At 57.4% G+C, this 26,949-nt stretch carries 21 protein-coding genes; 13 read left to right on the top strand and 8 right to left on the bottom strand.

Features of this window, described 5'->3' with window-relative positions; translation table 11 throughout:
- Positions 1 to 191: 191 nt before the first annotated feature.
- The 5 genes from ACVWYU_RS24885 to ACVWYU_RS24905 form a co-directional block, all read right to left on the bottom strand.
- Positions 192 to 1,190, bottom strand: a complete 999-nt coding sequence (locus ACVWYU_RS24885; protein WP_457373923.1) for a 3-hydroxybutyryl-CoA dehydrogenase — start codon at positions 1,188 to 1,190, stop codon at positions 192 to 194.
- Positions 1,190 to 2,296: an NAD/NADP octopine/nopaline dehydrogenase family protein gene (locus tag ACVWYU_RS24890; protein ID WP_457373924.1), complete on the bottom strand. Its 1,107-nt coding sequence runs from the start codon at positions 2,294 to 2,296 to the stop codon at positions 1,190 to 1,192. The genes ACVWYU_RS24885 and ACVWYU_RS24890 overlap by 1 nt, the downstream gene beginning before the upstream one ends.
- Before the next feature lie 95 nt (positions 2,297 to 2,391).
- Positions 2,392 to 3,366 carry an AraC-like ligand-binding domain-containing protein gene (locus tag ACVWYU_RS24895; RefSeq protein ID WP_457373925.1) on the bottom strand — a complete coding sequence of 325 codons (975 nt, stop codon included), beginning with the start codon at positions 3,364 to 3,366 and terminating at the stop codon, positions 2,392 to 2,394.
- Positions 3,367 to 3,452: 86 nt separating this feature from the next.
- On the bottom strand, positions 3,453 to 4,808 hold the full coding sequence (locus ACVWYU_RS24900; RefSeq protein ID WP_457373943.1) for a spinster family MFS transporter: 1,356 nt from the start codon (positions 4,806 to 4,808) through the stop codon (positions 3,453 to 3,455).
- Between the two features lie 160 nt (positions 4,809 to 4,968).
- Entirely contained in the window at positions 4,969 to 6,219 is a 1,251-nt protein-coding gene (locus tag ACVWYU_RS24905) for an OprD family outer membrane porin (protein WP_457373926.1), read from the bottom strand.
- Between the two features lie 683 nt (positions 6,220 to 6,902).
- On the opposite strand from ACVWYU_RS24905, the gene ACVWYU_RS24910 reads away from it, so the two are divergent.
- Positions 6,903 to 7,346 carry a potassium channel family protein gene (locus ACVWYU_RS24910; RefSeq protein ID WP_248915083.1) on the top strand — a complete coding sequence of 148 codons (444 nt, stop codon included), beginning with the start codon at positions 6,903 to 6,905 and terminating at the stop codon, positions 7,344 to 7,346.
- Between the two features lie 198 nt (positions 7,347 to 7,544).
- The gene (locus ACVWYU_RS24915) at positions 7,545 to 9,242 is read left to right on the top strand and encodes a SulP family inorganic anion transporter (RefSeq protein ID WP_457373927.1); all 1,698 of its coding nucleotides are present in this window, start codon (positions 7,545 to 7,547) and stop codon (positions 9,240 to 9,242) included.
- Positions 9,243 to 9,349: 107 nt separating this feature from the next.
- On the opposite strand, the gene ACVWYU_RS24920 is transcribed toward ACVWYU_RS24915, so the two are convergent.
- Positions 9,350 to 10,759 (bottom strand): DUF2252 domain-containing protein, encoded by a 1,410-nt coding sequence (locus ACVWYU_RS24920; protein WP_457373928.1) that lies wholly within the window; start codon positions 10,757 to 10,759, stop codon positions 9,350 to 9,352.
- Between the two features lie 479 nt (positions 10,760 to 11,238).
- Here ACVWYU_RS24920 and ACVWYU_RS24925 point away from each other — a divergent pair, with 479 nt between their 5' ends.
- From ACVWYU_RS24925 to ACVWYU_RS24935, 3 genes are all read left to right on the top strand, one after another.
- The gene (locus ACVWYU_RS24925; protein WP_457373929.1) at positions 11,239 to 13,242 is read left to right on the top strand and encodes an amidohydrolase; all 2,004 of its coding nucleotides are present in this window, start codon (positions 11,239 to 11,241) and stop codon (positions 13,240 to 13,242) included.
- A 75-nt stretch (positions 13,243 to 13,317) separates the two neighbouring features.
- The gene (locus ACVWYU_RS24930) at positions 13,318 to 15,072 is read left to right on the top strand and encodes an amidohydrolase (RefSeq protein ID WP_457373930.1); all 1,755 of its coding nucleotides are present in this window, start codon (positions 13,318 to 13,320) and stop codon (positions 15,070 to 15,072) included.
- Between the two features lie 395 nt (positions 15,073 to 15,467).
- A complete protein-coding gene (locus ACVWYU_RS24935) occupies positions 15,468 to 16,328 on the top strand; it encodes a CAP domain-containing protein (protein WP_457373931.1) in 861 nt (286 codons plus the stop codon).
- A gap of 332 nt (positions 16,329 to 16,660) precedes the next feature.
- Here ACVWYU_RS24935 and ACVWYU_RS24940 read toward each other — a convergent pair whose 3' ends face one another.
- On the bottom strand, positions 16,661 to 17,602 hold the full coding sequence (locus ACVWYU_RS24940) for a LysR family transcriptional regulator (RefSeq protein WP_457373932.1): 942 nt from the start codon (positions 17,600 to 17,602) through the stop codon (positions 16,661 to 16,663).
- Between the two features lie 167 nt (positions 17,603 to 17,769).
- On the opposite strand from ACVWYU_RS24940, the gene ACVWYU_RS24945 reads away from it, so the two are divergent.
- The 7 genes from ACVWYU_RS24945 to ACVWYU_RS24975 all read left to right on the top strand — a co-directional run bounded on the left by ACVWYU_RS24945 (position 17,770) and on the right by ACVWYU_RS24975 (position 24,200).
- A complete protein-coding gene (locus ACVWYU_RS24945) occupies positions 17,770 to 19,110 on the top strand; it encodes a cation:dicarboxylate symporter family transporter (protein ID WP_457373933.1) in 1,341 nt (446 codons plus the stop codon).
- 12 nt (positions 19,111 to 19,122) lie between these two features.
- Positions 19,123 to 19,683, top strand: a complete 561-nt coding sequence (locus tag ACVWYU_RS24950) for a carboxymuconolactone decarboxylase family protein (RefSeq protein ID WP_457373934.1) — start codon at positions 19,123 to 19,125, stop codon at positions 19,681 to 19,683.
- A 10-nt stretch (positions 19,684 to 19,693) separates the two neighbouring features.
- Entirely contained in the window at positions 19,694 to 20,512 is an 819-nt protein-coding gene (locus ACVWYU_RS24955; RefSeq protein ID WP_457373935.1) for an SDR family NAD(P)-dependent oxidoreductase, read from the top strand.
- A 62-nt stretch (positions 20,513 to 20,574) separates the two neighbouring features.
- Positions 20,575 to 21,519: an amidohydrolase family protein gene (locus ACVWYU_RS24960; RefSeq protein WP_457373936.1), complete on the top strand. Its 945-nt coding sequence runs from the start codon at positions 20,575 to 20,577 to the stop codon at positions 21,517 to 21,519.
- 24 nt (positions 21,520 to 21,543) lie between these two features.
- Positions 21,544 to 22,482, top strand: a complete 939-nt coding sequence (locus ACVWYU_RS24965) for an SMP-30/gluconolactonase/LRE family protein (RefSeq protein WP_457373937.1) — start codon at positions 21,544 to 21,546, stop codon at positions 22,480 to 22,482.
- A gap of 28 nt (positions 22,483 to 22,510) precedes the next feature.
- Positions 22,511 to 23,302, top strand: coding sequence for a substrate-binding domain-containing protein (locus ACVWYU_RS24970; RefSeq protein ID WP_457373938.1), 792 nt, complete (start codon positions 22,511 to 22,513; stop codon positions 23,300 to 23,302).
- Between the two features lie 16 nt (positions 23,303 to 23,318).
- Positions 23,319 to 24,200 (top strand): alpha/beta fold hydrolase, encoded by an 882-nt coding sequence (locus tag ACVWYU_RS24975; protein WP_457373939.1) that lies wholly within the window; start codon positions 23,319 to 23,321, stop codon positions 24,198 to 24,200.
- Positions 24,201 to 24,336: 136 nt separating this feature from the next.
- Here ACVWYU_RS24975 and ACVWYU_RS24980 read toward each other — a convergent pair whose 3' ends face one another.
- Positions 24,337 to 25,632, bottom strand: coding sequence for an MFS transporter (locus ACVWYU_RS24980; RefSeq protein ID WP_457373940.1), 1,296 nt, complete (start codon positions 25,630 to 25,632; stop codon positions 24,337 to 24,339).
- Positions 25,633 to 25,893: 261 nt separating this feature from the next.
- Here ACVWYU_RS24980 and ACVWYU_RS24985 point away from each other — a divergent pair, with 261 nt between their 5' ends.
- Positions 25,894 to 26,772 (top strand): alpha/beta fold hydrolase, encoded by an 879-nt coding sequence (locus ACVWYU_RS24985; protein WP_457373941.1) that lies wholly within the window; start codon positions 25,894 to 25,896, stop codon positions 26,770 to 26,772.
- Positions 26,773 to 26,949 lie beyond the last annotated feature (177 nt).

Here is a 26,949-nt window from a genome sequence, read left to right on the forward strand (position 1 = left end):
ATGCCTTTTTGCGTGCAGCTACGCGAAATCCGAGCCTGGAATCCAATTAGCAGGTACTAACTTTCCCCATGCATGGGTTCCTCGAATTGCCCTTGGTTCCGAAGACACAACTGACCGGCAGCCATGGGTCGATCCCTGCCCTCCCCTAACAGGCAAAAATCGACCCCTTGCATCCCTCCGTCCCCTGATGCTCAAGCCTGCCCCAAGGCGCCATCGAATGCCGGCGTCAGCCCTGACAACGCCAGCTGGCGGACAAAGGCGCCAAGACGCTGCTGTTTGTAGGCGTCCACGTCCAGGTCATGGTAATCGTAGAAACCCTGGCCATCGCGCAAGCCATTGCGGCCGTTTTGCATATTGTCCGCAATCACCTGTGGCGACTCGAAGCGCGGTGCCAGCGCTCCACTCAGGTAACGCGAGGCGTAGTAGAGAATGTCGCCTCCCCCCCAGTCGATGAACTCAAGCAGGCCCAGCACCGAGAAACGCAAACCGAAGCCGACGCGTACCGCCGTGTCGATATCTTCGGCGCTGGCCACGCCCTCCTCCACCATCCGGGCGGCTTCGTTCATCGCCAGTGCCTGGATGCGCGGCACTATGTAGCCCGCCACCGGGTTGCACACCACGGGCACTTTGCCGATCCGCTTGAGCAATTGCAGTAGCCGTTCGACCACCTGCGGGCAGGTCGCTTCGCTGCGGCTGACTTCCACCAGCGGCATGAGGTACGCGGGATTGAGCCAGTGCGCGTTCACGAAACGCTGCGGTTCGCTGACCATTTCGCTTAACTCGGTGACCAGAAAGGTCGAGGTGGTCGACGCGATGATGGTCGACGCCGGTACATGCTCGCTGACCCAGGCGAAAGTCTGCTGCTTGACTTCGATGACTTCCGGCACCGCTTCGAACACCAGATCGCACAGGCGCAATGCCTCTGCGGCCCCGGATCGCGATTGCAGTGACAATCGGGATATTGCGATGTCCGCCTGATCCCTCTGGAGCACGCCGAGGCGTACCAGCATCTGCAGTTCACTGCGGATGTTGTCGCGCACACGCTCGAAGTAGCCGTGCCGCTCATCCTCGGCACGATCCTTGATGTCGATGAGAGTGACCGGCAGGCCTGCATGGATGAAGGCCAGGGCAATGCCCTCGCCCATCCGGCCAGCGCCGACCACGCTGACATGGGGCAACACAGCGTTCATCAGTTGTAGCCCCTGGTCAGAAGCTCGGTCATTTGCACCCGGTCAAGCCTGGCCAGGCCGAGGTTTTCCAGGGTGCGGCCCTCGGCGTACAGATCACGACCGGCGACGACCGAGGCAATGCTCAGCAGGCCCTGCGCCACCGGCGTCGGGACACCGGCCCAGCGGCCGACGGAAACCAGGAAGGACAGGCCCAGGCGTGTGTCTTCGAGCATGTAGCGATGTGTGCGCAGGTCGATTTCTTCGCGCCAGTCGCCGCTGTCGGTCAACTTGCCGTGGGCACCGCGACCGTACATCCACTCGTCGCCTTCGGTGGTGTTGTAGTGATCGGCCAGGGGAAAGTGCGGCGCGCCGTAGGTCAGCGCTTCGCGCACGGCCATGCGCTCGGCATCGAGCTGGTTGGTCACACGACGAATCGACGGTTGGGTGCCTTCGTTGTGGATGTCCCAGGCCTCGAAATGTTCCAGGGGACCGGCGTTCATCATGATCAGCGGCGGGTGAATGACGGGACCGGCGTTCATCAGCGCACCGCTCAGGGCGTCTTCAATCGGTTCGACGCTCGGGTAGGCCTGGCGCAACACCGAGAAGGCATGCCCGGACAGCTTGCTGGGGAATACGCCGGTCGGCAGGCGTGTGGCGTAGCCGCTGATCACCAGGTCACTGGCGCCATGCTTGCGCACCAGGTACGGCAGCGTACCGGTTTCTGCGAACGCGACCTTGCTCTGGTTGCCGGCATCGGCCATGGCCTTGGCGAATATATAGCTGCCGAAAGTACCCGGTGGCAGGAACACCACCTGACCGTCGTGCAGGTGCGGTGCCACGTGTCTGGCCAAATCTTCGTGGGAGGTCGACGGCAACGGGATGATGACCAGTTGCGCGTCGCCCAGGGCTTCGGCCAGGTTGTCGGTCAGCGACAGCTTGTCGCCTGGCTTGCCGACGGACAGCTGGCGAGTACCCTGGTAGTCCTTGATGGTCAGGCTACCGATGGTCAACAGTTCCTTGAGCGCTGCGCCGTCACGACGCCACAGGCGGGTCTGATGCCCCTTTTCAGCCATTTCAACAGCAGCGGCGTAACAGCCGTGTCCACCACCCAGCACCGTAATATTCATGGAGTCACTCCTCTTGTAAGAGACTCGATGCTATCGGGCTGTACCGACTCAGACTTATCGGATTGCGCAATCGATCGACGGATTGCGCAGAAGTCTCAATGCTTCTGCCGGCGCAGGGTGTCCGACGGCAGGCAGCCGTAGCGTTGCCGATAGGCACTGGAAAAGTGCCCGAAGCTGTTGATGCCGTGACGCAACAGAATGTCGGTGACGGTTTCACCGGCCCTGCCCTGCTTCAGCGATTCATGGATCACCGCCAGGCGACGCTCACGGATGTACTCGACGGGTGCCTGCTGGAGAAACTGGTTGAAGCCGTTCTGCAAGGTGCGGACCGACACACCGCATAACTCGCTCAGCGTCGCCAGGCTGATCGGCTCGTCGAGGTGCTCCTCGATGTAGTCGCGGGCTTTTTTCACGTGGTGCGGCAGCGGCGCGCGCGAGTCGATCAACAGATCGGCGGAGTAGTTATGCGGCAGTTGAGTGAGCAGCAGTTGCATCAGGTATTCGGACAGGCCGTTGGCCAGACGCGAACCGTCGACACCGCTGCCGTAGAGCCGGCAGATGTAGTCCAGGGTGTGATAGAGGCTGACGGCACCGGCGCTCATGTGGTCGACGCTGACATCAAAGATCACCGACTGCCGCAGGCTGCGGCCGAGCAAGCGTTGCAGTTGCGTCTCCAGGGCATCACGGTCGACGCGCAGGATCAGGTTGCGGCATTTGCCATCGGTCACGATGCGGCTTTGCGCAAACGGCGAGGAAACACTCAGGTAACCCGTCTGCATCGCCGCGCTACGGCGCCCGTGGGCCACCTCGCAATGCCCTTGCAAGGTAATGCGAAACAGATACTGATCGGCAATATCGCCGATGCTGATCTCCACCGGCGCGCCATAGCACAAGTCGAGCAGCGCCGATTCGCCGAAGAATACGCCGTTGAGCCGGGTGTGGATCGGCTCGTCACGCAGTACGTTGAAGCTGTGCGGGCACAGATAATGGCTGACCTTGTCCTTGATCTCACGGTAATCGGCCGAGCTGAGCAGGCTGTGCCGTTCCAGCAGGTGTACGTCATTCAACATCAAGGGTTCTCCCGATCCGGAGCGTAGCGGCCCCGCTCCCTATAGAAAGGAGCGAGGCCGAAGTGCCGATCATGGACTATGACCAATCAAGCCCCGGTCGGATACTCCCGGGCATAACTTTCTCGAAAACGGCGGCAACCACGCCAGAGCAGCAGCACGGTCAATGCCGATGCGCCGGCGATCACCAGCGACATCGACGACCCCACTGCCGCGGGCGATCCGAAGTAGCGGTCGGTCAACAGCGCCACCAGCGTCGTGCCCAGGCCCAACCCCAGCAGATTACTGATCAGCAGAAACACGGCCGAGACCTGTGCGCGCACCTGGTTCGGCGCGAGGATCTGCATCGCCGCCGTGGACGCCGGCATCGGGAACGAAGCGAAGAACATCGCCGGCACCAACAGACTCACCGAAAGCCACAATTGATCCACTTGCGGGAACAGGATGGCTGGCACCACCATGCCGAGGGCACCGATGACGCCGGTGCGCATGGCGGCGTCCTGATGACCTTTTTTGGACAGGTAGTCGGTGAGCCATCCACCGAACAACACCCCGGCGGTGTTGGCCAGCAACAGCACGGTGCCGAGCATGTAGCCCGCCTCCATTGGCGACAGGCCGAACTTGCGGATATACAGCGCCGGGCTCCAGCTCATCATGCAGAACAGCACCATGGCGTAAAACGAAAAGCCCAGGTAATGGCAGGCGAAGGTGGCACGGTGGCGTCCGAGAAAACGCAAGCCATCGCTCAGCGCGACCTTCTTCGCCCGCCCCTGCGCATCGACCTGCAAGCCCTTGCGTGCCGGGTCGCGCACGGTGAGCCAGATCAACAAGCCAACCACCATGCCGGGCAGCCCGACAATGAAGAACGCCAGTTGCCAGGCCTTCATCGCACCGAGAAAGGCGACCTCGATGGTGTTCATGTCCTTGAGCATGGCGATCACATAGCCGCCGACCAGGAAGGCCAGGCCACCCCCCACGAACGAACCGATCGAGTAGATGCCCACGGCACGACCCAGCTTCTCCTTGGGGAACATGTCGCTGAACATCGAGTAGGCCGAAGGCGACAGGGCCGCTTCGCCGACGCCGACACCAATGCGGGCGAGGAACATGTGCAGGAAGTTCTTGCTCGTACCGCAGGCGGCAGTCGCCAGGCTCCAGAACACTACGCCGACGGCGATGATCTTCGGACGCGAGAAGCGGTCGGCCAGATAAGCGATGGGCATGCCCATGAAGGCGTAGAACAACGAAAAGGCCAGCCCGTGAAGCAGGCTGAACTGGGTGTCGCTGATCTGCAGGTCGGCTTTGATCGGCTCGATCATCAGCGCCAGGATCTGCCGATCCACAAATGAAAAGATATAGGCGACCATGCACAGGCCCACCACGTACCACTCGTAGATGTAGGTTTTCTTCTGTTGCAGGACGGCGTTATCGACCTGGATATTCATCAGCATTTGCTCCTCTTGGAATCCGCTCATGGGCGCAGCGCGGCGGGTGACGGTGCACAGGACACCGACCGGGAAGTTGCGGGGCAGATGCAAAGGACAATGGGTTCGAACATGGTCAGGCCTCTTATTGTTATGGGGTCGATCGCCGTTTGTTCCGGGCTTACCAGAACTTCCAGGTGTAGGTCGTGGCGACACGGAACTCGTTGTAGTCGTAGCCGTACTTCTGTTTCACATCGATGTTGCGCAGGTCCAGCCCGAGGCCTTGCAGCGCCCCGCTCTGCACCACGTAGTTGAGCCCCAGGTAGCGCTCGCTTTCCTGGTTGTCGCTCAGGTTGCCGCCGCGATCCCAATGAGTGCCCTTGATGTAGCGGGTGTAGAACTTCAGGCCCGGCATGCCCATCCCGGCAAAGTCATAGCTGTAGCGCGCCCCCCAGGACCTTTCCTCCGGACGGACGAACCCGAGGGACGACCAGTGCACCAGATAGGGTTGCGGGATATAACCATTCATGGTCGGGAATACGCTGTCACCCAGCATGCGCTGGTAACTGACACCCAACATGTGAGCGCCTTTGAGCAAGGTGAACAAGGCACCGTAGGAGCGGTTATCGATCGCCCCGTCTAACGCACGACCATCTTCATTGTTATTGAAGTAACGCAAGTCGGTTTTAAGTTTGTAGCCATTACCCAACTCAGCCATGTGCATCAGGCCAAAATAGTGCTGCTTATAAATATCGTGCAAGACGCCATAGAAATAACTGACTTGCAGGTTCCTGGTAATGTCGTAAGTTGCCCCGCCAAAGTCCAGGCCGTCACTGTCGAGATTATCGGTGGAGCCAAACTTATACAGTTTCTCGTGATTGGAAGATTCCCGTGTCACGGCCGACCAGAAACGGCCGCCGGTCAGCGTCAACCCCTCGACTTCCCTGGACTCGACCACGGCTCCCTGGTAGATGGTGTCCAGCTGCCGACTGGTGTCATCGAACGCCACCGGCAACTGCGGGCGCAGATCGCCGACCTTCAACTCGGTCTTGCTGTAGCGCATTTTGAAGGTCGCACCGGCGCGACTGTAGTCATCGGCCGTCTGCTGGTCACTGACGCTGTAGGGCAGCGAACCGTCGTTGCCCGATGAGTCCAGGCGCAAGGCGTATTGCGCATCCACATCAAGACCGATGGCCAGGGCCGTGTCGGTGTAACCGGAGGTAAACTGCGCATCGAAACCCTGAGACCAACTATCCACTTCAGAAACCGGCGCATTGGTATTGGTGTAGTTGCGATACAGGTAGAAGTTACGGGCATCTACTTTTAAGTGACTGTCATCAATAACATCGGCATGGGCTGCCAATGGCGAACAGATAATTCCCAACACGCAGACAATACCGAGCCCACAGCAAGATTGCTTCACCTGATACATCTGACATCTCCACATCTGTATGTGCCTGGGCACTGTATTTATAGGAGCAGGATCAAACTAAAAACGAAAAACATTGGCTTTTTGTTATGGGGTAAAACGCCAGGCGAGTTTCATGGAACAGTCCGCTGCGAGGACACGACACTTGGGTACGCAAGGTAAGCCAGCAGGCGTCGCGCCGATATCAAGACGAACAGCATCCACCGGGGGGAAATCTTCAACCTGGCTAAAGGTTTCCCTTAGTCGACTCTAAAGCGGTGGCCCTCAGGCCGGCGCGGCGGGCCGGGTTCGGGCAGTGGAGCAACCTGGGCGAGAGCAACCGCCACTGGCTGGATTGCACGGAGCACACAGAGGGGGTCAGCAAGCCTGTGTTGCATAAGCCTTCCTATAGCAAGGTCTTGTTTTTGGATGTGCCCTAAACTAGCGATTGCACCGCCCGCCAACCTCCCCGATTGCGCAAGCGACTCTCAAATTGCGCAGCCTGATGCAAACAACCGAGCAACGCCGTCAGGTGCATGGGTCACCGAGGAAACAGCAGGGATTCTCAGTGCACTATGCTCAAGAGCGTCAGCCCAACAGTTGGTCAGTCAAGGTCTCTCGCGTTGACCCGCCAATTGGATGCTCTTCGCCGGAGTATCTGCGAGGGCTGTAATCGATCCATGTCACAGCCTCCATGAGGAACGCCGATGACTTCAATTATCTTCTTCGCATGGGCACTGGCGGCCATCACCGTGGTGGTGCACGCAATCGGCCTGGCTTTGATACTGAAGGCTCTGGCGCGGTTGGAAACCCTGCATATACACCGCCTCTGGGCCATCATTAATAGACTGGTATGGGTGGCCTGCTACCTGATTCTGCTCCATATGTCAGAGATCTCGATCTGGGGGATGTTCTATCTGTGGCAAAAATGCCTGCCCGATATTGAAACGGCGTTCTACTTCTCTGGGGTGACTTACGCGACGATTGGTTACGGCGACGTGACGCTCGCGAAACCGTGGCGGTTGTTCGGGCCGACCGAGGGCTTGATCGGCATACTCATGTGCGGCTTATCCACGGGCTTCTTCTTCGCGGTTGTTAATCACATTTATCAGATAGTTCACTCGAAAGCTGAAAACGATCACAAGTCCTGATGCACGCTCATCCTGCAGGGCGAAGGCACTGGACCCGAGGTCGGGTGGAACTCAGGCAGGGAGCTTATTGCGGGTCACCGCCTGGCTGGTCGTGCAATTCAGCGGGTGAGCTTGTTTGTGCATGTTTCAGAACCGCCTAGACTGACATTCGGGGACTAGAAAGCCAGCAATTCCTGAACCGGGAATATGGATCGCAAAATGGCCGACGCTGATAAACACAAAAGCTTTCACCTACCCGTCCTGCAAGGTCTGCTGCCATTGAGCCTGAAGCAGATTCCCGCTGAAGTTATCGCCGGTCTCACCTTGGCCGCGCTCGCGATTCCCGAAGTGATGGGGTATACGAAAATCGCCGGCACCCCAGTGGTGACCGGGCTCTATACCCTGCTCATCCCCACGATATTGTTCGCCCTCTTCGGGTCATCGCGACATCTGGTGGTTGGCGCCGACTCGGCGACAGCCGCCATTCTTTCAGCGGCTCTGGTGGGGATCGCGGCTACCGGATCGGACGAATACCTGGCCCTTGCCGAATTGCTCGCGCTGATGGCTGCCGGGCTGCTGATTCTCGCCCGCCTGGCGGGCTTGGGTTTCATGGCGGACTTCCTCTCACGCACCGTGCTTGTCGGCTTTCTCACCGGCGTGGGGATTCAAGTGGCACTGGGGCAGCTGGATGGCATGCTCGGTTTGCCGGGAGATGGCCATGGCGTGCTCGGTAAGCTCTGGTCGACGTTGCAGCGACTGAATCAGGTCAACGGGTATGCCTTGGGTGTGGCTCTATTGGTGCTGATTGTGATCGTCGGAAGCCGGAAGCTGTCGCACAGGATTCCGGGAGCCCTCATTGCCGTGGTGGGTGCAATCGCTCTGAGCTGGGCGCTTGATTTTGGCGCATACATGCAGGTTCTCGGTTCTGTGCCGAGCGGGTTGCCCCACTTCGCTCTGCCCAACGTGCAATGGAGCCTGGAATTGCTCAGCCGGTTAATGCCAACGGCCTTTGCCATGTTCGTGGTGATTCTCGCCCAGAGTGCCGCCACCTCTCGCGCCTACGCCAGTCGCTACAACGAGTCCTTCAGTGAAAATACCGATCTGATCGGCTTGGCAATCGCCAATGTCGGTGCCGCGCTGTCGGGGACTTTCGTGGTCAATGGCAGTCCGACCAAGACCCAGATGGTCGATAGTGCCGGGGGGCGAAGCCAACTGTCACTGCTGGTGACAGCGCTGATCGTGCTGATCGTGCTGCTGTTCCTCACCGCCCCCCTGGCTTACATGCCGGAGGCCGTTCTGGCTGCCGTCGTGTTCATGATCGGTATCGAACTGACGGATTTCACAAGCCTGAAGAGCATTTACGTGCAGCGCCGAAACGAGTTCTGGGTCGCACTGATCACCCTGTTGACCGTGGTGTTCGTGGGGGTAAAGGAAGGCATCATTCTGGCGATGGTACTGTCGATCATCGACCATCTGCGCAGAGGCTATCACCCGAAGAACGTTCTGCTGGCCTTTTCCGAGTCAGGCAAGTTGCATCCAGTAGTACTGACCAGCGGTGCCCAGGCAAGACCCGGCCTGCTGATTTACCGCTTCACCCACAGCATGTACTACGCCAACTCCCGCCAGCTGAGCGAAGAAGTCAACCATCTGGTCGAGCAGGCCATGCCCGGCTTGCGGTGGTTCTGTATCGACTGTTCGGCGATCGATGATGTCGATTACTCGGCCGCGGAAACCATCCGCAACCTGGCCACCACTTTGAAGGCCCGGGGCGTACGCCTGCTGATAGTCAACGTCATGCCGGATGTGGCGGCTCATTCGCGTTACAACTTCAAGCAGTTGCTGGGCGAGAGCGCGATTTTCCCGGTGCTAGACGATCTGTTCAGCGCCTATGACCGCCAGGCCAAAGAGCCCCAGTAGGGCGGCTGGCGTGACGTCGGTGTGGAGGTATCAGGGCTTGCGGGTTCTGTCGGCGCATAGACTGCCCGTTCTCTCTCCAGCAAGCGGGCTCCATTGACCAGAGCGGGCTACTCATTGATCTGCGCTTTAATCCGCCCGGTGCGTACAGCCTCCACCAAGGCCGCATGATCGCGCTCGGTCTGATCCGCATAGGATTGGGCAAACGTCGCCAGAGCCAGGTCAAATGCATCGCCCCCTCCCAGATATCCGCTGATGCTCGCTGCGTCTCCGGACTTGGCATGTGCCCGGGCCAGTGTCCATCCGCACACCTGCGCGTAGCGTTTGAGCTGCACGGCCGAGAATTTTTCCACTGGAGCGGTGTACTTCATGTCGCGCAACTGGCGTACGAAAAAATCATGCTGCTGCCGACCGCGCACCCATCCCAGAAAGATGTCGCTGGCGGACTGCATCAGCCGCTGGCCGACAACGATTCTCTGGCCCTGCAGTTGATACTGGCTCTTGCCGCAATAGGGTTCCAGGACGGAGCGGCAGGCTTCCTTGAATTGCAGCAACAGCGGATGACCGTCCTTGTCCACGAGCAGCACGATATAGCACCGGGTTCCGACGCTGCCAATGCCTACCACCTTCATGGCGAAGTCTTCCAGGCGGTAACGATCCAACAGCACCCGACGCTCATCAGGCAGCGATTGTCGGTAGTCGGCAAGCCGATCATGAACGTGTGCTTCGAATTGCGCTTCAGCGACATGGAAAAGGGTCGGTCGATGTTCAATGAAGCGATAGTGACCACTTTCCTCGCAGACAATTTTCGGAAACAGATGCTCTGCTACATGTGCGTGGGCCTTTTCGGCGATCTCCTCGCGATTCTTTCTGGTTTGTCCTTTTGGAGCCATGGCCGTGATGGTTTCCACATCCTGGCGGGCGTACCAGACCTCCATAGGACTCATCCGGGAGTACTCGCGCAGGCGTTGCCGATAGGCGCAAACGCATTCGAGAACGCAGTCCCGGGCCTCGGCGGCGGACAGGTGAATATCGCGTGCAGCCAAGACAAAGCTGACGGCCAGTCGTTTGCAATCCCACTCCCAGGGCCCGGGCAAGGTTTCGTCGAAGTCGTTGATGTCAAAGACCAGGTTGCGCTCGGGGGTGGCGAACAAGCCGAAGTTCAGCAGGTGGCAGTCGCCACAGGCCTGGACCCGGATGCCGGTACTGGGCGTGCTCGCGAGGTCGTGGGCCATGAGTGCCGCCGAGCCCCTCATAAAGGTAAACGGACTGTGCAGCATGCGGCCATAGCGAATGGGCAGCAGCTCTGGCAAGCGACCCTTGCTCGATTGTTCGAGTATCGCGATGGGGTCGCGGCGTTTGGCCGGTTGCAACCAGGAGGCATGACTGCTTCGCGGCACGCGTTCTCGCAGCGATTGGCCTTCTGCGACTCGCTCGGCCCGTGATCGAAGCTCGGGAAGCATGCCGACATCGGTGTCGCTCGACTTGGCTGTCGAAGGTTTCCTGGTCAGCGCCACCATAATTTTCACCCTGTTTTCGCCATTCCCGAGTGGAGAGGAAAACGCCAGCAAGCGCCGGGAGATGCCCGCCCCGGAAGCACAGCGCGTGCAGCGAAAGTGAACACGGAATATCTTCGACGACGTGCTTCGCTCTAGCATAGTCGGACTATCGACGCGTCTTGTGCAAATCAGCTTGATTCGGATCAAACGCGCCTCAGCCCCTCAGCCCCTCAGCCCCCCCGCCCTCGCGCAACAGGCGCCGTATCCATCGGGATATTTCAGGCGATTAACCGATGGGTACACGTGCTGCCAGGGCTGTGCTTGATGACATCCAGCGGTTGTAGATGGCGATAGTGAATGTCCGCAATCGGTCCAGGCTTTGTTTAGCACACGCGAAAAACTTGCCACTTTTACGCACATCGCCGCTGCCAGGCTCTCACTGTCATAAGTGTCTTTACTTGATCTGTATCAAGCCTATCGCTTACTCGGGAGCTAGGGTGTTGGATCCGACACTTGAGTACACCGCCGAAAGACGACTCTTGTATCTGCCTGAAAATCAGGAGCGATCCAGTCCTGATTTTTTTACAGAGCGGCAAAACCCGTCAAACCAGCCGGCCAGTATTCATCGAATACCTACCACTCGTCATTTCAGTGCGAGAGAGCCAACAATGAAGCTGACAGCGAAAGCGATTGGATGCGCCTTACTGACCTTGGTTGTCACGCACTCGTTGGAGGCGCAGGCGCAGACTGGGGCGAATACCACTGCCGATACCATCTACACAGGCGGTGACATCATCACCGTCAATGAGCTTCAGCCGCAGGCAGAGGCAATTGCAGTCAAGGACGGCCGCATTCTCGCCGTCGGATATCGCGACGAGGTCATGAAGTACAAGGGCCCCGAGACTCAGCTGGTCGACTTGGCTGGTAACACCCTGGTGCCCGGCTTCATCGATCCGCATGGCCATGTGTTCAATACCGGCATTCAGGCGATCTCCGCCAATCTGTTGCCGCGTCCGGACGGTGGTGTGAACGACATTGCCCAATTGCAGGCTGCGCTAAAGGCCTGGGCCGAGCAGAACCAGAAGCTCACCGCCGAGTACGGCTGGATTGTCGGGTTTGGCTATGACGATGCACAACTCAAAGAACAGCGCCATCCAACACGCGACGATCTGGACCAAGTCTCGACCACGTTACCGGTGGTTATCGTGCACCAATCCGGTCATCTGGGGGCCATGAACAGTAAAGCCCTGGAGATCCTTGGGCTTGATGCGGGCACAGAAAACCCTCCCGGCGGCGTCATTCGGCGCAAGAAAGGCAGCCAGGAACCTGATGGGGTGCTCGAAGAGAACGCTTTTTTTAGCCAGCTCTTCGGCCTGATGGGCAAACTCAGCCCGGATGCCAACAAGGCGCTATTCGCAGCAGGCGTCAATCTATACAAGCGCTTCGGCTATACCACTGCACAGGAAGGCAAAGCATCGCTCGCTTCGGTGTCTACCATGGAAGCGGTGGCCAACAGTGGCAAGCTGGACATCGACGTAGTGGCTTATCCCGATATTACCGTGGGCGCAGAGGCAATGAAGGCGCCCTGGCTGTCACGCACCTATTCAGGTCACTTCCGCCTCGGAGGGATCAAGCTCACGCTCGACGGTTCGCCGCAGGGTAAAACCGCATGGCTCACTCAACCTTATTACAAAGTGCCAGCCGGACAGCCACCGGATTATCACGGCTACTCTGCGTTCACTGACGAGCAGGTCAACGGCTTCGTTGATCAAGCTTTCAACAATAACTGGCAAGTTCTGGCGCATGTGAACGGCGATGCTGCCATCGACCAATTCATCAACGCTATACGTGCGGCTGAAAAGAAATATGGCATGGCTGATCGCCGCCCGGTCGCCATACATGCGCAAACCGCGCGCCTGGATCAGGTCGAAGCATTCAAGGCGCTGGGCATCATTCCGTCTTTTTTCCCGATGCACACCTATTACTGGGGTGACTGGCATCGAGACTCGGTATTGGGCCCTGATCGTGCGGCCAACATCTCACCGACGGGCTGGGCCATCGAGCGGGGCATGATTTTCACCTCGCACCATGATGCGCCGGTGGCGATGCCTGATGCGCTGCGGGTTATTTCTTCCACGGTCAATCGCGTGACTCGTAGCGGCCAGGTGCTTGGTCCCGAACATCGAACCACTCCATTGGTGGCGCTAAAAGCCCATACGCTCTGGTCGGCCTATCAGTACTTCGAAGAGAAATCGAAGGGCTCGCTCGAGGTAGGAAAGCTCGCTGACTTTGCAGTGCTTGACGGTAATTTGCTCACTGTAAATCCGCTGAAAATCGCCGAAATCAAGGTGCTTGAGACGATCAAGGAGGGCAAGACCGTTTACCGGCGCGATACCGCTCTGAAGGCAGACGCGATAACCGGGTGTGTCGAGTCGGATGCTTGCTTCATGGTCGCAAGTCGAGCGCTTGGTCTGGCAGGGCTTATACATACTCATGCGCATTGAATTTGGCCATTGCGCAAACTCGGGTATGTAACGCGAGCACGCGTCGCTCGGTTGCCCCGCAAAGGAGATGCATCAATGAAACCGACCCTTGAATCGACCCTGTGCGCGTTGGTGGCCGTGATGGCGGTCAGCACCGTCATGGCGCAAGAAGATCCAGGCGCGATTACCGTCTTCACCGCGAAAAAGATTGTCACGATGGACCCGACACGACCAACCGCGACTGCCGTCGCCGTGCGCGACGGGATGATCCTCAGCGTCGGTTCTCTGCAAGACCTCGCCCCCTGGTTGAAGGGTAAACCGTACAAGGTCGACTCCCAGTTCAAGGACAGGGTATTGATGCCTGGCTTGATTGACCCGCACATGCATCCGATGCTTGGAGCAATCGCCTTTCAGACCGTCTGGATCACCCCCGAACCCTGGAACGTGATGGGCCATAAGACGCCCGCCACCCTTGGTGAGAAAGCCTATCGGGCAGCCCTTGAAACAGCATTTGCCGAGCGCAACAAAGACGCGCCGATATTCATGACCTGGGGTTTCAGCGCAGACACCCACGGTGAGCTGTCGCGCGAAGTATTGGACGGCATCTCCAGGGACGTACCCATCATGGTGCTGCAACGCTCCATGCACGAGGTGTACTTCAATTCCCCCATGATGGCGTTGCTAAGGTCCAGGGGGCTGGACGAAGACAAGTACAAGGATCACCCACAGATCAATTGGAAGGACAGCCATTTCTGGGAAGACGGCATGTTCAGCGTGGTCTTGCCTTATCTGGCAGGCAGTCTGCTCGACCCCGTTTCAGTTGACCCGGCCTACTTAAAGACGCGTGACTACCTGACCTACAATGGCGTGACGACAGTGGCAGACCTGTCCACCGGCAGCACGAATTGGGACATGGAAATGGCCGCCCTCAAGCGCACCATGGATACCGCGGACTCGCCGATTCGGGTGCGCCTGACGCCCGATGTCTACAAGCTCAGCCTCGCCCTGAAGAGCCCCGACGCGGCAATGAAACTGGTCGGCCAGTTGAAAGATCAGAACACGCGCCATCTGGTCTTCAACAATGCCATCAAGCTGTTTGCCGATGGTGCAATGTTCTCGCAGGCCATGCAGATCGGCGATCCGGGTTATATCGATGGACACAAAGGCGAGTGGATTACCCAGCCTGACGCATTTGCCGAATTTGCCCGCAGCTACTGGAACGCCGGTTACCAGATCCATGTGCACACCAATGGCGACGGCGGCGCCAAAATGGTGCTCGACACATTGCAGGCCTTGGAAGACGAAAAACCGCGCGCAGATCATCGTTTCACTATCGAGCATTACGGTTATGCCGACGACGGCACGTCGCGACGCATAGCCAGGCTGGGCGCCCAGGTCTCGGCCAACCCCTTCTATCTCTATGACCTGGGTGACCGCTATGCCGAGACGGGCCTCGGCTTTGATCGCGCCGCGCGCATTGCGCCATTGGGCGGTTTGGCAAGGCGTAATGTGCCGGTAGCACTGCACTCGGACTTCCCCATGGCACCCGCAGAACCGCTGTTTCTGGCCTGGACCGCCGCGTCCCGTGAAACCCTGAGCGCAAAAGTGTTTGCCCCCACCGAGCGACTGACACTGGATCAGGCCATCCGCGCCATCACCATCGACGCCGCTTATGTGATCGGCATGGAAAACGAGATCGGGAGTATTGAATCAGGCAAGCTCGCCGACTTTGCCGTACTCGATAAAGACCCCTATGACGTTGGCGTGAAAGGGCTTCGCGACATCAAGGTGTGGGGCACAGTGTTCGAGGGCCAGGCACACTCCGCCACATCGAGCACACCGAAGAGATAGTCGGCGTCCCTGGTGAACAAGCGAATGACGAATCATCTGCGCAGCTGTCCTCAGCGGCTGCCACCAACCTGAGTGTTTATTAAGGGGTGCGACCCGCTCCGATCCTGACTGGCGACTCAAGTCATTCGCTCTGCTGCCTGTGAATGCGAGCCCAAGGGTTCGTGAATGACTGCAATGGGTCGACTCACCCTTCACAGCAGGCAGAAAACGGCCAGGAGCGGACGCACAACTCCAACAATAAATTCCCCCCTTTGCTCGTGAAACTTGTGTTGAGGCCCACAGTCTTAGCCCAGCTTTGGAATCCATTTGCGAGCCAATACAGCGAAACGCTCTTCGGTCATTCCTCAGCCCACTATCGCCATTACCGTCGTCATCCCATCAGAGCTGCCCGCCTCATGCACCAGACCGTTCGCACCTCCTGCGTTTTCTCGCTCTGCCTTATTCCTTTGCTCCCCCTGTACGCCAGTCCCGCCCATGCCGGTGAGGAAAGGCAACTGGTGGAGGACATCAACGACTACCGCGCCGAACCGCAGCGCTGCGCGGGGCGCACGGTCCAAGCCTTGACGCCGCTGGCTCTGAAGTCGAGCCTGGCCTTGCCGATCGGCTATGGAGGCGTTACGCGGGAAACGTTGAAGGATTCCGGCTATCAGGCGGTGTCTGTGCGGACGATCCGTCTGGAAGACGCTGAAGATGCCGAGGAGGCCTTTGACATGCTCCAGAGCCGCTACTGTGGGGCCCTGCTCGATACCCGGTTCACTGATATTGGCGTGCATCGCGACGAGAATGAATGGCAGGTGGTGCTGGCGCAGCCCTTGCTCGATGGGCAAGTGGACGACCCGCGAGCGGCGGGCAAGACGTTGCTGGCACAAGTCAACGCGGCACGAGCGAAACCGCGCCTGTGTGGTCGTCAGCGCTTCGCCGCTGCACCGCCGCTGACCTGGAATGCCGCCCTGGGGACTGCGGCGCAGGGGCACAGCCGGGCGATGGCCAACGACAATTACTTCGCGCACCAGGACCCCAACGGTGATATGCCGTGGGACCGAGCGAAGGCCGCCGGCTACGGTGGCCGGCAGATCGGAGAGAACATCGCCGCCGGGCAACGTTCGCCGGGCAAGGCTATGGAAGGCTGGCTGGCCAGCCCCGGGCATTGCGCCATTCTGATGAACCCGATGTTTACCCAGGTTGGCGCGGCCTATGCCGCGAACTCGCGTAGCGACAACGGCATCTATTGGACGATGCTGTTCGGCGCGAAATGAGGAAATGGGGGACTGCCGTTAGCCGATCCTGCGTCAAGATCCAAAGCCTGCCCACGAAGACTACGCTGCTGAAGCGGCCTAGGATGCAGCTTTGCGGACGAAGGGCCGTTCCGGGTCGTTTTCAGCCGGTCGCCACAGGCAGAAATCGGCCCAAGAGCAGACGCTCAACTCTGCCGGAGCTGACCGACAGACGCCCGTGGCTCTCCGATGGCAATGGATCGGGCGTTATCCGAACGTTGGCAAAAGTTGATTCGTTGCGGGCTTGGCTGAGTGTCGACTGCGGCCCGAACTTTCTAATGATTAACGAAAGAGGCGCGAACTCCTGAAAAAACTCATGCCGAATGTCCTTCCCTGGAGAGCCACAGGGTCGCCTCCTTCCAAGCCCCAGTGGTAACAAGTTCCTCCAAGGTCTCCATCAAAATCTTTTCCCAGCTGAGCGCCAAGCGGCTACTCCGACGTTCTTTGAGAGTTGTCAGTGAAACGGTCGATCGGATCCCTGGTCGTTCAATGGCATGTGCAACCAATGTACCTTTTGCGACATCCTCTTGAACTGCGGCGTGTGCGAGGATTGAGTACCCCATTCCTTCGGAAACCAATCGCTTGGTCAAGCTCACGCTATCCACGTCGAATATGACGTTGAGCTGGAATCCGTTCTGAGCAGCCACCTGCTCAATCAACCGGCGATTGCTATGGGGCAATCCAGGAAGGATCAATGGAAACTCCCCAAGTCCGGTTATGCGAACCGACCTCGAGCTCTCCCCAGGCGGCCCCACCAGCACCATTCGCTCACTGAACAGCGGTCTGACATCGAAAGCTTCCAGCAATGGTTGGTTATAAACCACTGCCACCTGGATACGTCCGTCCAGCAGCCACTCCTGCAATGAGGTGCTCAATCCTTCCAAAACATGAAGTGAAGCTTTTGGCCAACGCTCATGGAAGCGACGAATCAGTTGTGGCCCTACTATCGTTCCGATTGCGGGAGGCAAACCTATTGCCAGATGACCGCGCTCCTCAGCAGCACTGTTACGAACATGGTCAGTCGTTTCTTCCATGTATCGCAGCATGACTTCTGCACGCTCAAGCAATCGTGATCCTGCGGCGGTCAGTTCTACACCTCGTCCATGGCGAACAAAAAGTTCGACTTGAAGCTGCTCCTCCAGTTTGGCTATTTGCCGGCTCAACGCTGGCTGGGCAATGAAAAGCTGTTTGGCAGCACGACTGAAGCCACCACACTGAGCGACCTTAACAAAGGAACGAAGTTCTCGAATATCCATCACGCTCACCATGCCGTACGAGCATAGCTTTTTATCAAAATAAGGTTTTTGTGCCTAGCACTGGTTTTTTCTATGCTCACAACAGATAGATGAGAAGCCTGGGAATGGCCAACCCGGTGCGCAACACCACAAGAACAATTACGCCCGGCAACGGGCGAGGAAATGCCATGAATCAGTTGAAGAAGCTTCACGTGCAGGTGCTGATAGCGCTTGTTGCTGCCGTCATACTTGGTTTCGCCGCGCCTCAATGGGCGGTCGCCATGAAGCCCCTCGGACAAGCGTTTATTGCTCTGCTGAAAATGATGCTGGCGCCGATCGTTTTCGTGACCCTTGTCCACGGCCTTACCCATGTTCAGGACATGCGAAAACTCGGCCGTCTCGGTGTCAAATCGCTGGTCTATTTTGAAGTCGTCAGTACCGTGGCGATGCTCATTGGCTTCGTGCTCGTGAACGTCGTTCAACCTGGTGTAGGTCTTCACGCGACGGGCTTGAACGAATCAAGCGAAGCGATCAAGGCTACCGCTGCCGCCGGAAGTGTCTCAATGGTCAACTATCTGCTGGGGCTTATACCGCATACCCTGGTCGATGCTTTCGCCAAAGGGGACATCATCCAGGTTCTGATCATCTCGGTTTTGGCCGGCGTTGCGATCAACCGTGTTTGTGGCCCGGACTCGGTTTCAGTAAAGGCGATTGGTGAGGCACAGAGCATCCTCTTCAAAATGCTCGGTTTCATCATGAAGCTGGCTCCTCTGGGTGCATTCGGCGCCATGGCAGCTGCGATTGGCAGCTATGGTGGCGACACGCTGCTCTATCTTCTGAAGTTGGTTGCCGTCTATTACGGTGCTTCGCTGATCTTCGTATTCGGTATCTTGGGATCGATTAGCTGGTCGATTGGCCTGCCGTTCGGCAGCGTTTTGCGCCTGATTCGCGATGAAATCCTGCTTGTATTCGGCACAGCATCTGGTGAGGTGGTATTTCCACGCCTGATTGAAAAACTCCAGCGCAGCGGCTGTGATGAGGTCGTTGTCGGCTTCGTACTTCCAGCCGGCTACAGCTTCAATCTCGACGGCACCGCGATTTACATGGCTATTGCGATCGGCTTCATCGCACAAGCCACCGACACTCCTTTCTCTCTGTTGCAGCAGCTCGGCTTGCTGGCAATCCTGAGCATTACCTCCAAGGGTGGCACCACCGTTGCAGGCGGCGCCTTCATCAAACTGGCCGCCACCCTGCAATCTGTGCACACCCTCCCGCTGAGCGGTCTGGGACTGCTGTTCGGTATTGACCGAATCATGGCTACGGCCACCGCCTTGACCAATATCGTCGGCAACACCATCGCAGTATTCGCAATTGCCCGATGGGAAGGCGCGTTCAACCCTGCAGACTTTGAACGCGAAACAGGCCGTAAACCCAGCCGCAGCCTGTTGCGTCCGCCTGTGCTCGCAGAACCACGTTTGACTCCGCACGAGCCTACCCAGAAACCCCAAATCCAGACCCAGCGCTCCTGACAGGAAAGCCCCATGAATCGTCTCCCGCCTATTGACCCGAACAATCTCAGCGATGCGCAGCGTCCTGTTTACGATCGCATTGCCAATGGCCCGCGCAAGGGCGTACGAGGCCCTTTGGCTATTTGGCTTCACCGCCCAGAGTTGGCCGAATGTGCCCAGGCACTTGGGCGTTACTGCCGCTACGACACATGCCTGGCACCGCGCCTTTCGGAGCTGGCGATATTGATGATGGGTCGTCATTGGCTGGCCGAATACGAATGGGCCGCACACAAGCCATTTGCGCTCGAGGCGGGTCTGGCGTCGCACATCATCGACGCCATCCGCGATGACCGGCAACCGGCGTTTGAAAACGCAGATGAGGCGTTGGTCTACCGCTTCATTCGCGAGCTCCACGCTCAGCGCGAAATCAGCAATTCGCTCTACTCGGAATTCACTGAACTTCTGGGTACTGATGCTGCTGTCGACCTGGTTGGCATTGCGGGCTACTACACCCTGATTTCCATGACCATCAAAGTCTTCGAAGTTCCGCCGCCTGCAGGCGCCACTCCCGAACTTCCCACCACATTAAGCTGAGGATACCTCCATGTCTGACACCCTTCCAAAAAGTGATCGCCTTAAGGGCAAAGTCGCCATCGTCACCGGCGCCGGTTGTGTAGGCAGCGGTTGGGGTAATGGCCGAGCGGTTGCTGTGGTATTTGCACTGGCCGGCGCCAAGGTCTTCGCGGTCGATCGCGATCTCGATGCGATGGAGGAAACCCTGGAGCGCATTCGTGAAGCGGGCGGTGAAGTGACTCCCTTTGCCTGTGATGTCACGAATAGCCTGGCTGTGGCCTCAATGGTCGCAGCGTGCAAAGAGGCTTACGGCACGGTTGATATCCTGGTCAACAACGTTGGCGGTTCGGCTGCCGGTGGTGCCGTCGCTTTGGCTGAAGACAAGTTCGATGCCCAGATCGCCCTTAACCTCAGAAGTGTTTACCTGACCTGTAAGCACGTGCTTCCACTGATGGAAGTTCAGGGCAGTGGTTCGATCGTCAACACCGCGTCAACGTCTGGCATCCGTTGGACGGGCTCGGCACAAGTGGCGTATGCCGCAAGCAAAGCCGGCGTCATTCAAATGTCTCGCGTCACGGCCGTCGAATACGCCCCCAAGGGCATCCGCGTGAACACCGTCGTTCCCGGGCAGCTTCACACCCCCATGGTGGAAGTGCGCCTGGCCGGGCAGCGCACGGGCGGTGACGTGAGCAAATTGCTCGATTCTCGTCTGGCGCGCATTCCGCTGGGGTTCATGGGCGATGGCCGAGATACGGCGTTTGCGGCGCTGTATCTGGCGAGCGATGAATCACGCTTCGTTACGGGCACGGAGATCGTCGTCGACGGTGGCATGACTGCCCGCTGCGACTGATTCGTCCTGGGGGCTTCGCAGATCGCAGCCCCAGTCTTTCGATAAGAACAAGAGTAAGGCTTATGGACAATCTGACTCCCGTCCAGGCGGCTCGTCGCCTGTTCATTAAACAAACTGCAATCTCTGTCGCCGGCATCGGTTTGGTCGATGCTGCAATTGAACAGACTTTCGGAGCTACTGTGAACACCTCTACTTATCCCAAAGGGATGTGGGATTGCCACACACACATCTACGGTCCCTGGGCTCAGTTCCCTCTCCCTGCCAACGCAGCGTACACCCCGGAGCCGGCGCCATTTTCTGAGCTGCAAGCCCTTCACCAGCGGCTCGGAGTAACCCATGGGGTACTGGTACAAGCGGCTCCGTATGGTACTGACCACTCGGCGATTCTCTCGGCGATCGCCAGCAGCAATGGCCGCTATCGAGGAGTTGGGATTATCAATGAGCACATCACTGATGCTCAGTTGCAAACGCTGCACGACGGCGGTTTACGTGGAATTCGTTTCAACCTGATGGGGCATTTACCCGGTGCACGAGATCCTCAACAGCTACGGCGTTTGGCTGAGCGTGTGGCGCCCTTTGGTTGGCATGTGCTTGTGCATGGTGAGCTGCCAGACCTGCTGCCGTTTCTAAAGGCTTGGGAAGACCTCGCAACGCCTTTGGTGATCGACCATATGGCGCGACCCGACCTCACCAAGCCGGTCGACGCCACTCAAATGAACGAACTTCGCGCTCAACTGGGACATTCCAATCGCTGGATCAAACTTTCCGGAATCGACCGCGCCATGCAAGGTGCCTCGGGACCTTGGCCGCAAGCATTGGATCAAGTGCGTGGGTTATTGGAATGCGCGCCGGAGCGCGCAATCTGGGGCTCGGATTGGCCTCACCCCAACATCAAAGGCCCAGTGCCGAGAGACAGCGATCTGCTCGATTTCATTCTGCAAGTTTGCGGCAGCCCTGCTTTGCAGAAAGCCGTACTGATCGACAATCCAGCTCGTCTTTACGCCTGAACTTCAACCACCGCAGGAGATGAAATGATGGACGAGATTTCATGGCGTCCCAGCACTCGCGTGCCCGACCCCGCTGTTCGAGAATTAGATCCGCGTTTCGCGCACTATCGACTTGCTCACGCGAAGGTGGAACGTCTGGGAGGCGGTCTTCGATGGGCTGAAGGCCCGGCATGGTTTGCGGATGGACGGTTCCTGCTGTTCACAGACCTGCCGAACGATCGAATCATGCGCTGGGACGAAACCACAGGTGTCATGGGGGTATTCAGGCAGCCCGCTGCGCAAGCTAACGGAATGACCCGTGATCGCCAGGGCCGGTTACTCATATGTGAGCACGGCGGGCGTCGAGTCACCCGCACTGAATACGATGGCAGCATCACAGTGCTGGCCGACAGCTTCGAAGGCCAACCGTTGAACTCACCCAATGACATCGTGGTGAAGTCGGACGACAGCATTTGGTTCACCGATCCGCCATTCGGACTGATCAGTGACTACATGGGACGCCAGGGAACCCCTTCGCTCCCGGCAAACCTTTACCGCCTGGATAAGAGCGGAACACTCCACTGCGTGGCGGAAGATCTTGAGGGCCCGAACGGCCTGGCCTTCTCTCCCGACGAACGAACCCTTTACCTCGTCGAATCCAGGGCGCGTCCTCGCAGAATCGTTTCCTACAGCGTCGACGAAGAGGGTCAGGTCAGCAATCGTCGTGAACTAATCGATGCGGGTACCGGGCTACCTGATGGTCTGCGTATTGATGTCGACGGCAACCTCTGGTGTGGCTGGGGGGCGTCGGAGCCCGGCCTCGATGGAGTACGCATCTTCGCGCCTGACGGCACGCCCATCGGTCACATCGACCTACCGGAACGTTGCGCCAATTTGTGCTTCGGTGGACCACGCGGAAATCGCCTGCTGATGGCCTCAACAACTTCTTTGTATTCCCTGTTCGTCAACACTCGCGGCGCCTGAAACGGCGTCACTCTCAGAAGGTAGTCCTATGAAAAAAATAAAAAACACCCCGCTGTTGCTTTCAACGGGTCTTGCCGGCTTGCTCACATTTTCTCAGATGGCTGGAGCTACCGAGTTGAAGATCATTGCCAGCGGCGCCCTCAAAGGAGCCATGGCACATATCCAACCCGTATACGAAAAAGCCAGTGGCAATACCCTGACCATTAGTTGGGGGCCTTCGATGGGCGAGTCACTCGAATCGATTCCTCAACGTATCAAGCACAAAGAGCCAATGGACCTGGCCATCATGGCTGATGAGACACTTGATCTGTTGTCACCTTCTGGAGCTTTTGACCTGGCGACGCGTCGTGAAATCGCTGACTCACGCATCGGGGTGGGTGTACCTCATGGAAGACCACACCCGGATGTTTCGAGTGTGTCATCGCTTAAATCAGCTCTTCTGAGCGCTGACAAAATCGCTTATTCCCAAGGGGCTAGCGGCGTATTCATTCGTACCGAGTTGTTCCAACGATTGGGCATCACCGATCAGGTCAAGGGAAAGACTGTAGAAATCCGGGGCAAGGAGTTAGTGGGTACAGCTCTGGCACGTGAAGATGCGGACATTGGCATGCAGCAGGTTAGCGAACTGAAAGTCACACCAGGCGTTGACTACCTCGGGCCGCTTCCAGATGAAGTTCAAAAGGTGAGTCGCTTCAGTGCAGCGGTTGCGCAACAGACCAGTAACACGACAGCGGCGAGTGAGTTCATCGCTTTCCTCATCAGTCCTGCTACCCGTCAACTGTTGGTAGAGAGCGGCCTTGAGCCTGCGAAATCCCACTAAGCCCAGGAGAACAACAATGAAAACCATCTCGCGCTATTTTTTTGGCGTAACGCTGAGCCTGGCTGCCGCCGTTGCAATGGCCAGTACGTCCACCCTCAAGCAGGAAGTGGTGCGCTACGACAACGTACAAATTGAGGTCAACTCCCAGGGTGAGGGGCCTGTCATCGTAATGCTGCCATCGTTGGGTCGCTCCGGTCGCGATTACGACCAGGTTGCCAATTACCTCCAGGCTGACGGGTTCCGGGTTGTGAGACCAGAACCGCGAGGTATTGGTCAAAGCAAAGGGCCTATGGATAACCTGTCCGTACACGATTTCGCTCGAGACGTTGCTGCTGTAGTCGATCATGAAAAAAAAGGCCCGATAGTCGTTGTCGGCCATGCCTGGGGCAACTTTGCGGCACGCATGCTGGCTGCTGATCGCCCCGATCTGGTTCGCGGAGTGGTGATAGCTGCAGCATCAGCGGGGAAAGTGCCGCCTGGTTCAACTGAAAAGCCAATCAACGCGGAGATGCGCCAGGCAATTGATGGCGCCGGCGATATGTCCCTCTCCGAGGAACAGCGGCTTATCTATCTGCGCAAGGCATTTTTCGCCCCCGGCAATGACCCGACTGTGTGGCTCGGCGGTTGGCACGATGAAACCCACGACGCCGAATCCCATGCTCGAAATACCACTCCCGTAGATGACTATTTCGCTGCAGGCTCAGCACCGATACTCGATCTACAAGGTGAGTCAGATACCGTCGCGCCACGGCGATTCTCTGGTGTGCTCAAAAGCATGCTCGGTGATCGCGTCCAAGTAGTTGTTCTCAAAAACGCAGGTCATGCCATGGCGCCGGAACAACCCAAAGCCATGGCAGATGCCATTTCTGCTTTTGCCAAGGCTCAGTACGCCAAGTAAAACCGGCTGCTTGAGAAATGAAACAGGCGCCAGTCAGGCGCCTGTTTTTGTTTGGCCGTTAACTCATTTATCGTGAAAAGCTTTTCGGCGAGTCATGTGAGCAGAGAGTTCCTGATCCATTGACGACGGCTTGTTGTTATCTTTCCTTAACAACCAATTTCAGGATGATCGTCAACACGGTAGCCAGGCAAAGCATCGCAGCCATGGCGATCAACCCTGCGTTGAAAGAATGGGTGAGATCTTTCAGCCAACCCACCGCGAGTGGGCCAACCAAACCACCAAGACTGCCAACTGCGTTGATAAACGCGATGCCTCCTGCCGCTGCCTGTTTGCTAAGAAAAGTCGCAGGGATGCTATAGAAGCAGGTGCGAACGGAACTCAATCCAATCAACGCGACCGTCAGGCCTATCAATGCTGGTACGAGGTCGCTGTAGACGACCGAGAAAATGAAACCAGCAGCCCCTGTCCCACAGGTGATTGCCAAGTGGAGTATGTAGCGCCGCTTACGAGCCAAAATCTTGGCCCAAAAGAGCATGGCAACGCTGGCAACCAAGTATGGAATAGCTGAAATCCAACCGACTTGAGTGGTGCTCAAATTATGACTTTTGAGGATTTGTGGTAACCAGACCCCAATACCCAAAATGCCAATGATGTAGCAAAAGAGGATCGCCGCCAGGAGCCACACCCGCTTGTCCGCTATGGACTGACGGAAGCTGTGCGATCCCTTTGCTTCGTGCTCTGCATCCAATGCCCCTTGAAGTGCCTGGCGCTCCTCAATGGTTAACCAGCGCGCGTCAGCAGGTCTATCAGACAGTAGCTTGAGGCAGAGAAGTCCAATAAAGCACGCCGGCAAGCCCTGAAGAACCAACAACCATTGCCATCCGGCAAAGCCGCCAAGGCCATCCATTGCCAGCATGGCTGCGGACAATGGCCCACCAATGACGGACGATATCGGAATGGCGAAAAGAAACCAGGCCATGACCTTTGTGCGGTACTGAATTGGGAACCAAAGTGATAGGAAAAAGATCACGCCAGGGAAAAATCCAGCCTCAGCGACCCCTGCCAGCAACCGAAGTACTGAGTAGCTGGTGGGGCCTTGAGCAAAGGCGGTACCGGCTGCAAACAGCCCCCAAGTAATCATGATCCTGGCTAGCCATCGGCGGGCGCCATAACGATACAGAGCAAGGTTGCTAGGAACTTCAAATAGGCAATAGCCAATATAGAAGATTCCGGCGGCGAAGCCGAACTGTGATGCCGTCAGACCTAAATCGTCATTCATCGTCAGTGCAGCAAAGCCTACATTAGTGCGATCTAGATAATTAATAAAATAAGCGATGGCCAAGAGTGGAATCAACCGAATCGCCGCTTTACGACAGGCTCGAGCCTCAACTGATTTTCTTAGTGTTACATCTAAAACCGATATCGTTGACATGACGCTCCATTATTTTTTTAGTCACAGACGCTTCAGCATATGAGAGTAATTTCCTGGAGCGCCAACACCTTTAATCCATAGGATTCGATAACATTGGAGCATAGCTCTCGCCATTAATAATTTTAACATCCGAGACCCCATACCCAATAAACATAGCAAGTCATGACGAGAAGGTATTTGATATTTACACGCATATGAATAGTCTCAGAAAGGCGTCCATGCCACGCTTCGTTATTTAGATAAAATAAAAAAGGTCTTCATATGCGCTCCGCTAAATTGTTGGTTTCACTCATGCTTGCAGGCTTTTTCGCCAATAACTCTTGGGCAAACACCATGGATTCCGTTCATACATTCACGGCGGAGAAAGGCGACGTACACATCGAGGCTCTAGACCAAGGCAAAGGGAAAGCGATCGTAATCCTGCCTTCAAAAGGACGTGGCGCTCATGATTATGACGAGGTAGCGCGTTACCTGGCTGACGACGGATATCGAGTTATACGTCCAGAACCTCGTGGTGTGAACGGCAGTAAAGCTCCGATGGATACACCAACGTTGCATGACTTTGCTGCAGATGTCGCATTGGTCATGGATCAGGCGAAAACAGGGCCCGCCATTGTGGTCGGTCATGCTTGGGGCAGCCAACCTGCGCGGGTGCTGGCGGTCGATCGCCCTGACTTGGTGAAAGGAATCGTTCTGGCCGCAGCATCGATAGGCAAACTGCCGCCGGGATCTTCGGAAAAACCCTATGGCCGCATGCTCGAAGCCATCAAGGGCGCGGGAAATTATGCATTGCCCGAAGCTCAGCGGATCGAATACCTGAAACAGGCCTTTTTTGCTCCTGGAAATGATCCCCGCGCTTGGCTTACCGGATGGTATGACAAGACTCATCAAGCACAAGATCACGCTCGGGATACGACTCCTATCGACAGCTATTGGTCGGCAGGTTCGGTTGTACCCATTTTGGATCTACAGGCAGAAAAGGACGCCGTCGTAATTCCAGACATTTTGAAATCGATGCTTGGAGATAGGGTTGAACACAAAACTATTGCTGGCGCTGGACACGCCATGGCGCCGGAGCGTCCACGTGAAATGGCAAATGCCATCGCACTGTTCGCTAAAAAAGTTTACGAGACACATTGAGTTCGAGGTAACTCAGGTGCTGTCGATAACGTAGAAGCGGTGAGCAATACCATGTAATGAGCTACGAAAAAGGGCCTTTGACCAGACTGTGTGAAAACCTAGCAATCTGCGCAGCGCTCAAAGAAAATGCTCCGTATCGAAAGATACGGAGCATTTTTCGTTATGGCCTACATCCAG

It is taken from the genome of Pseudomonas sp. TE12234, from assembly GCF_054061835.1.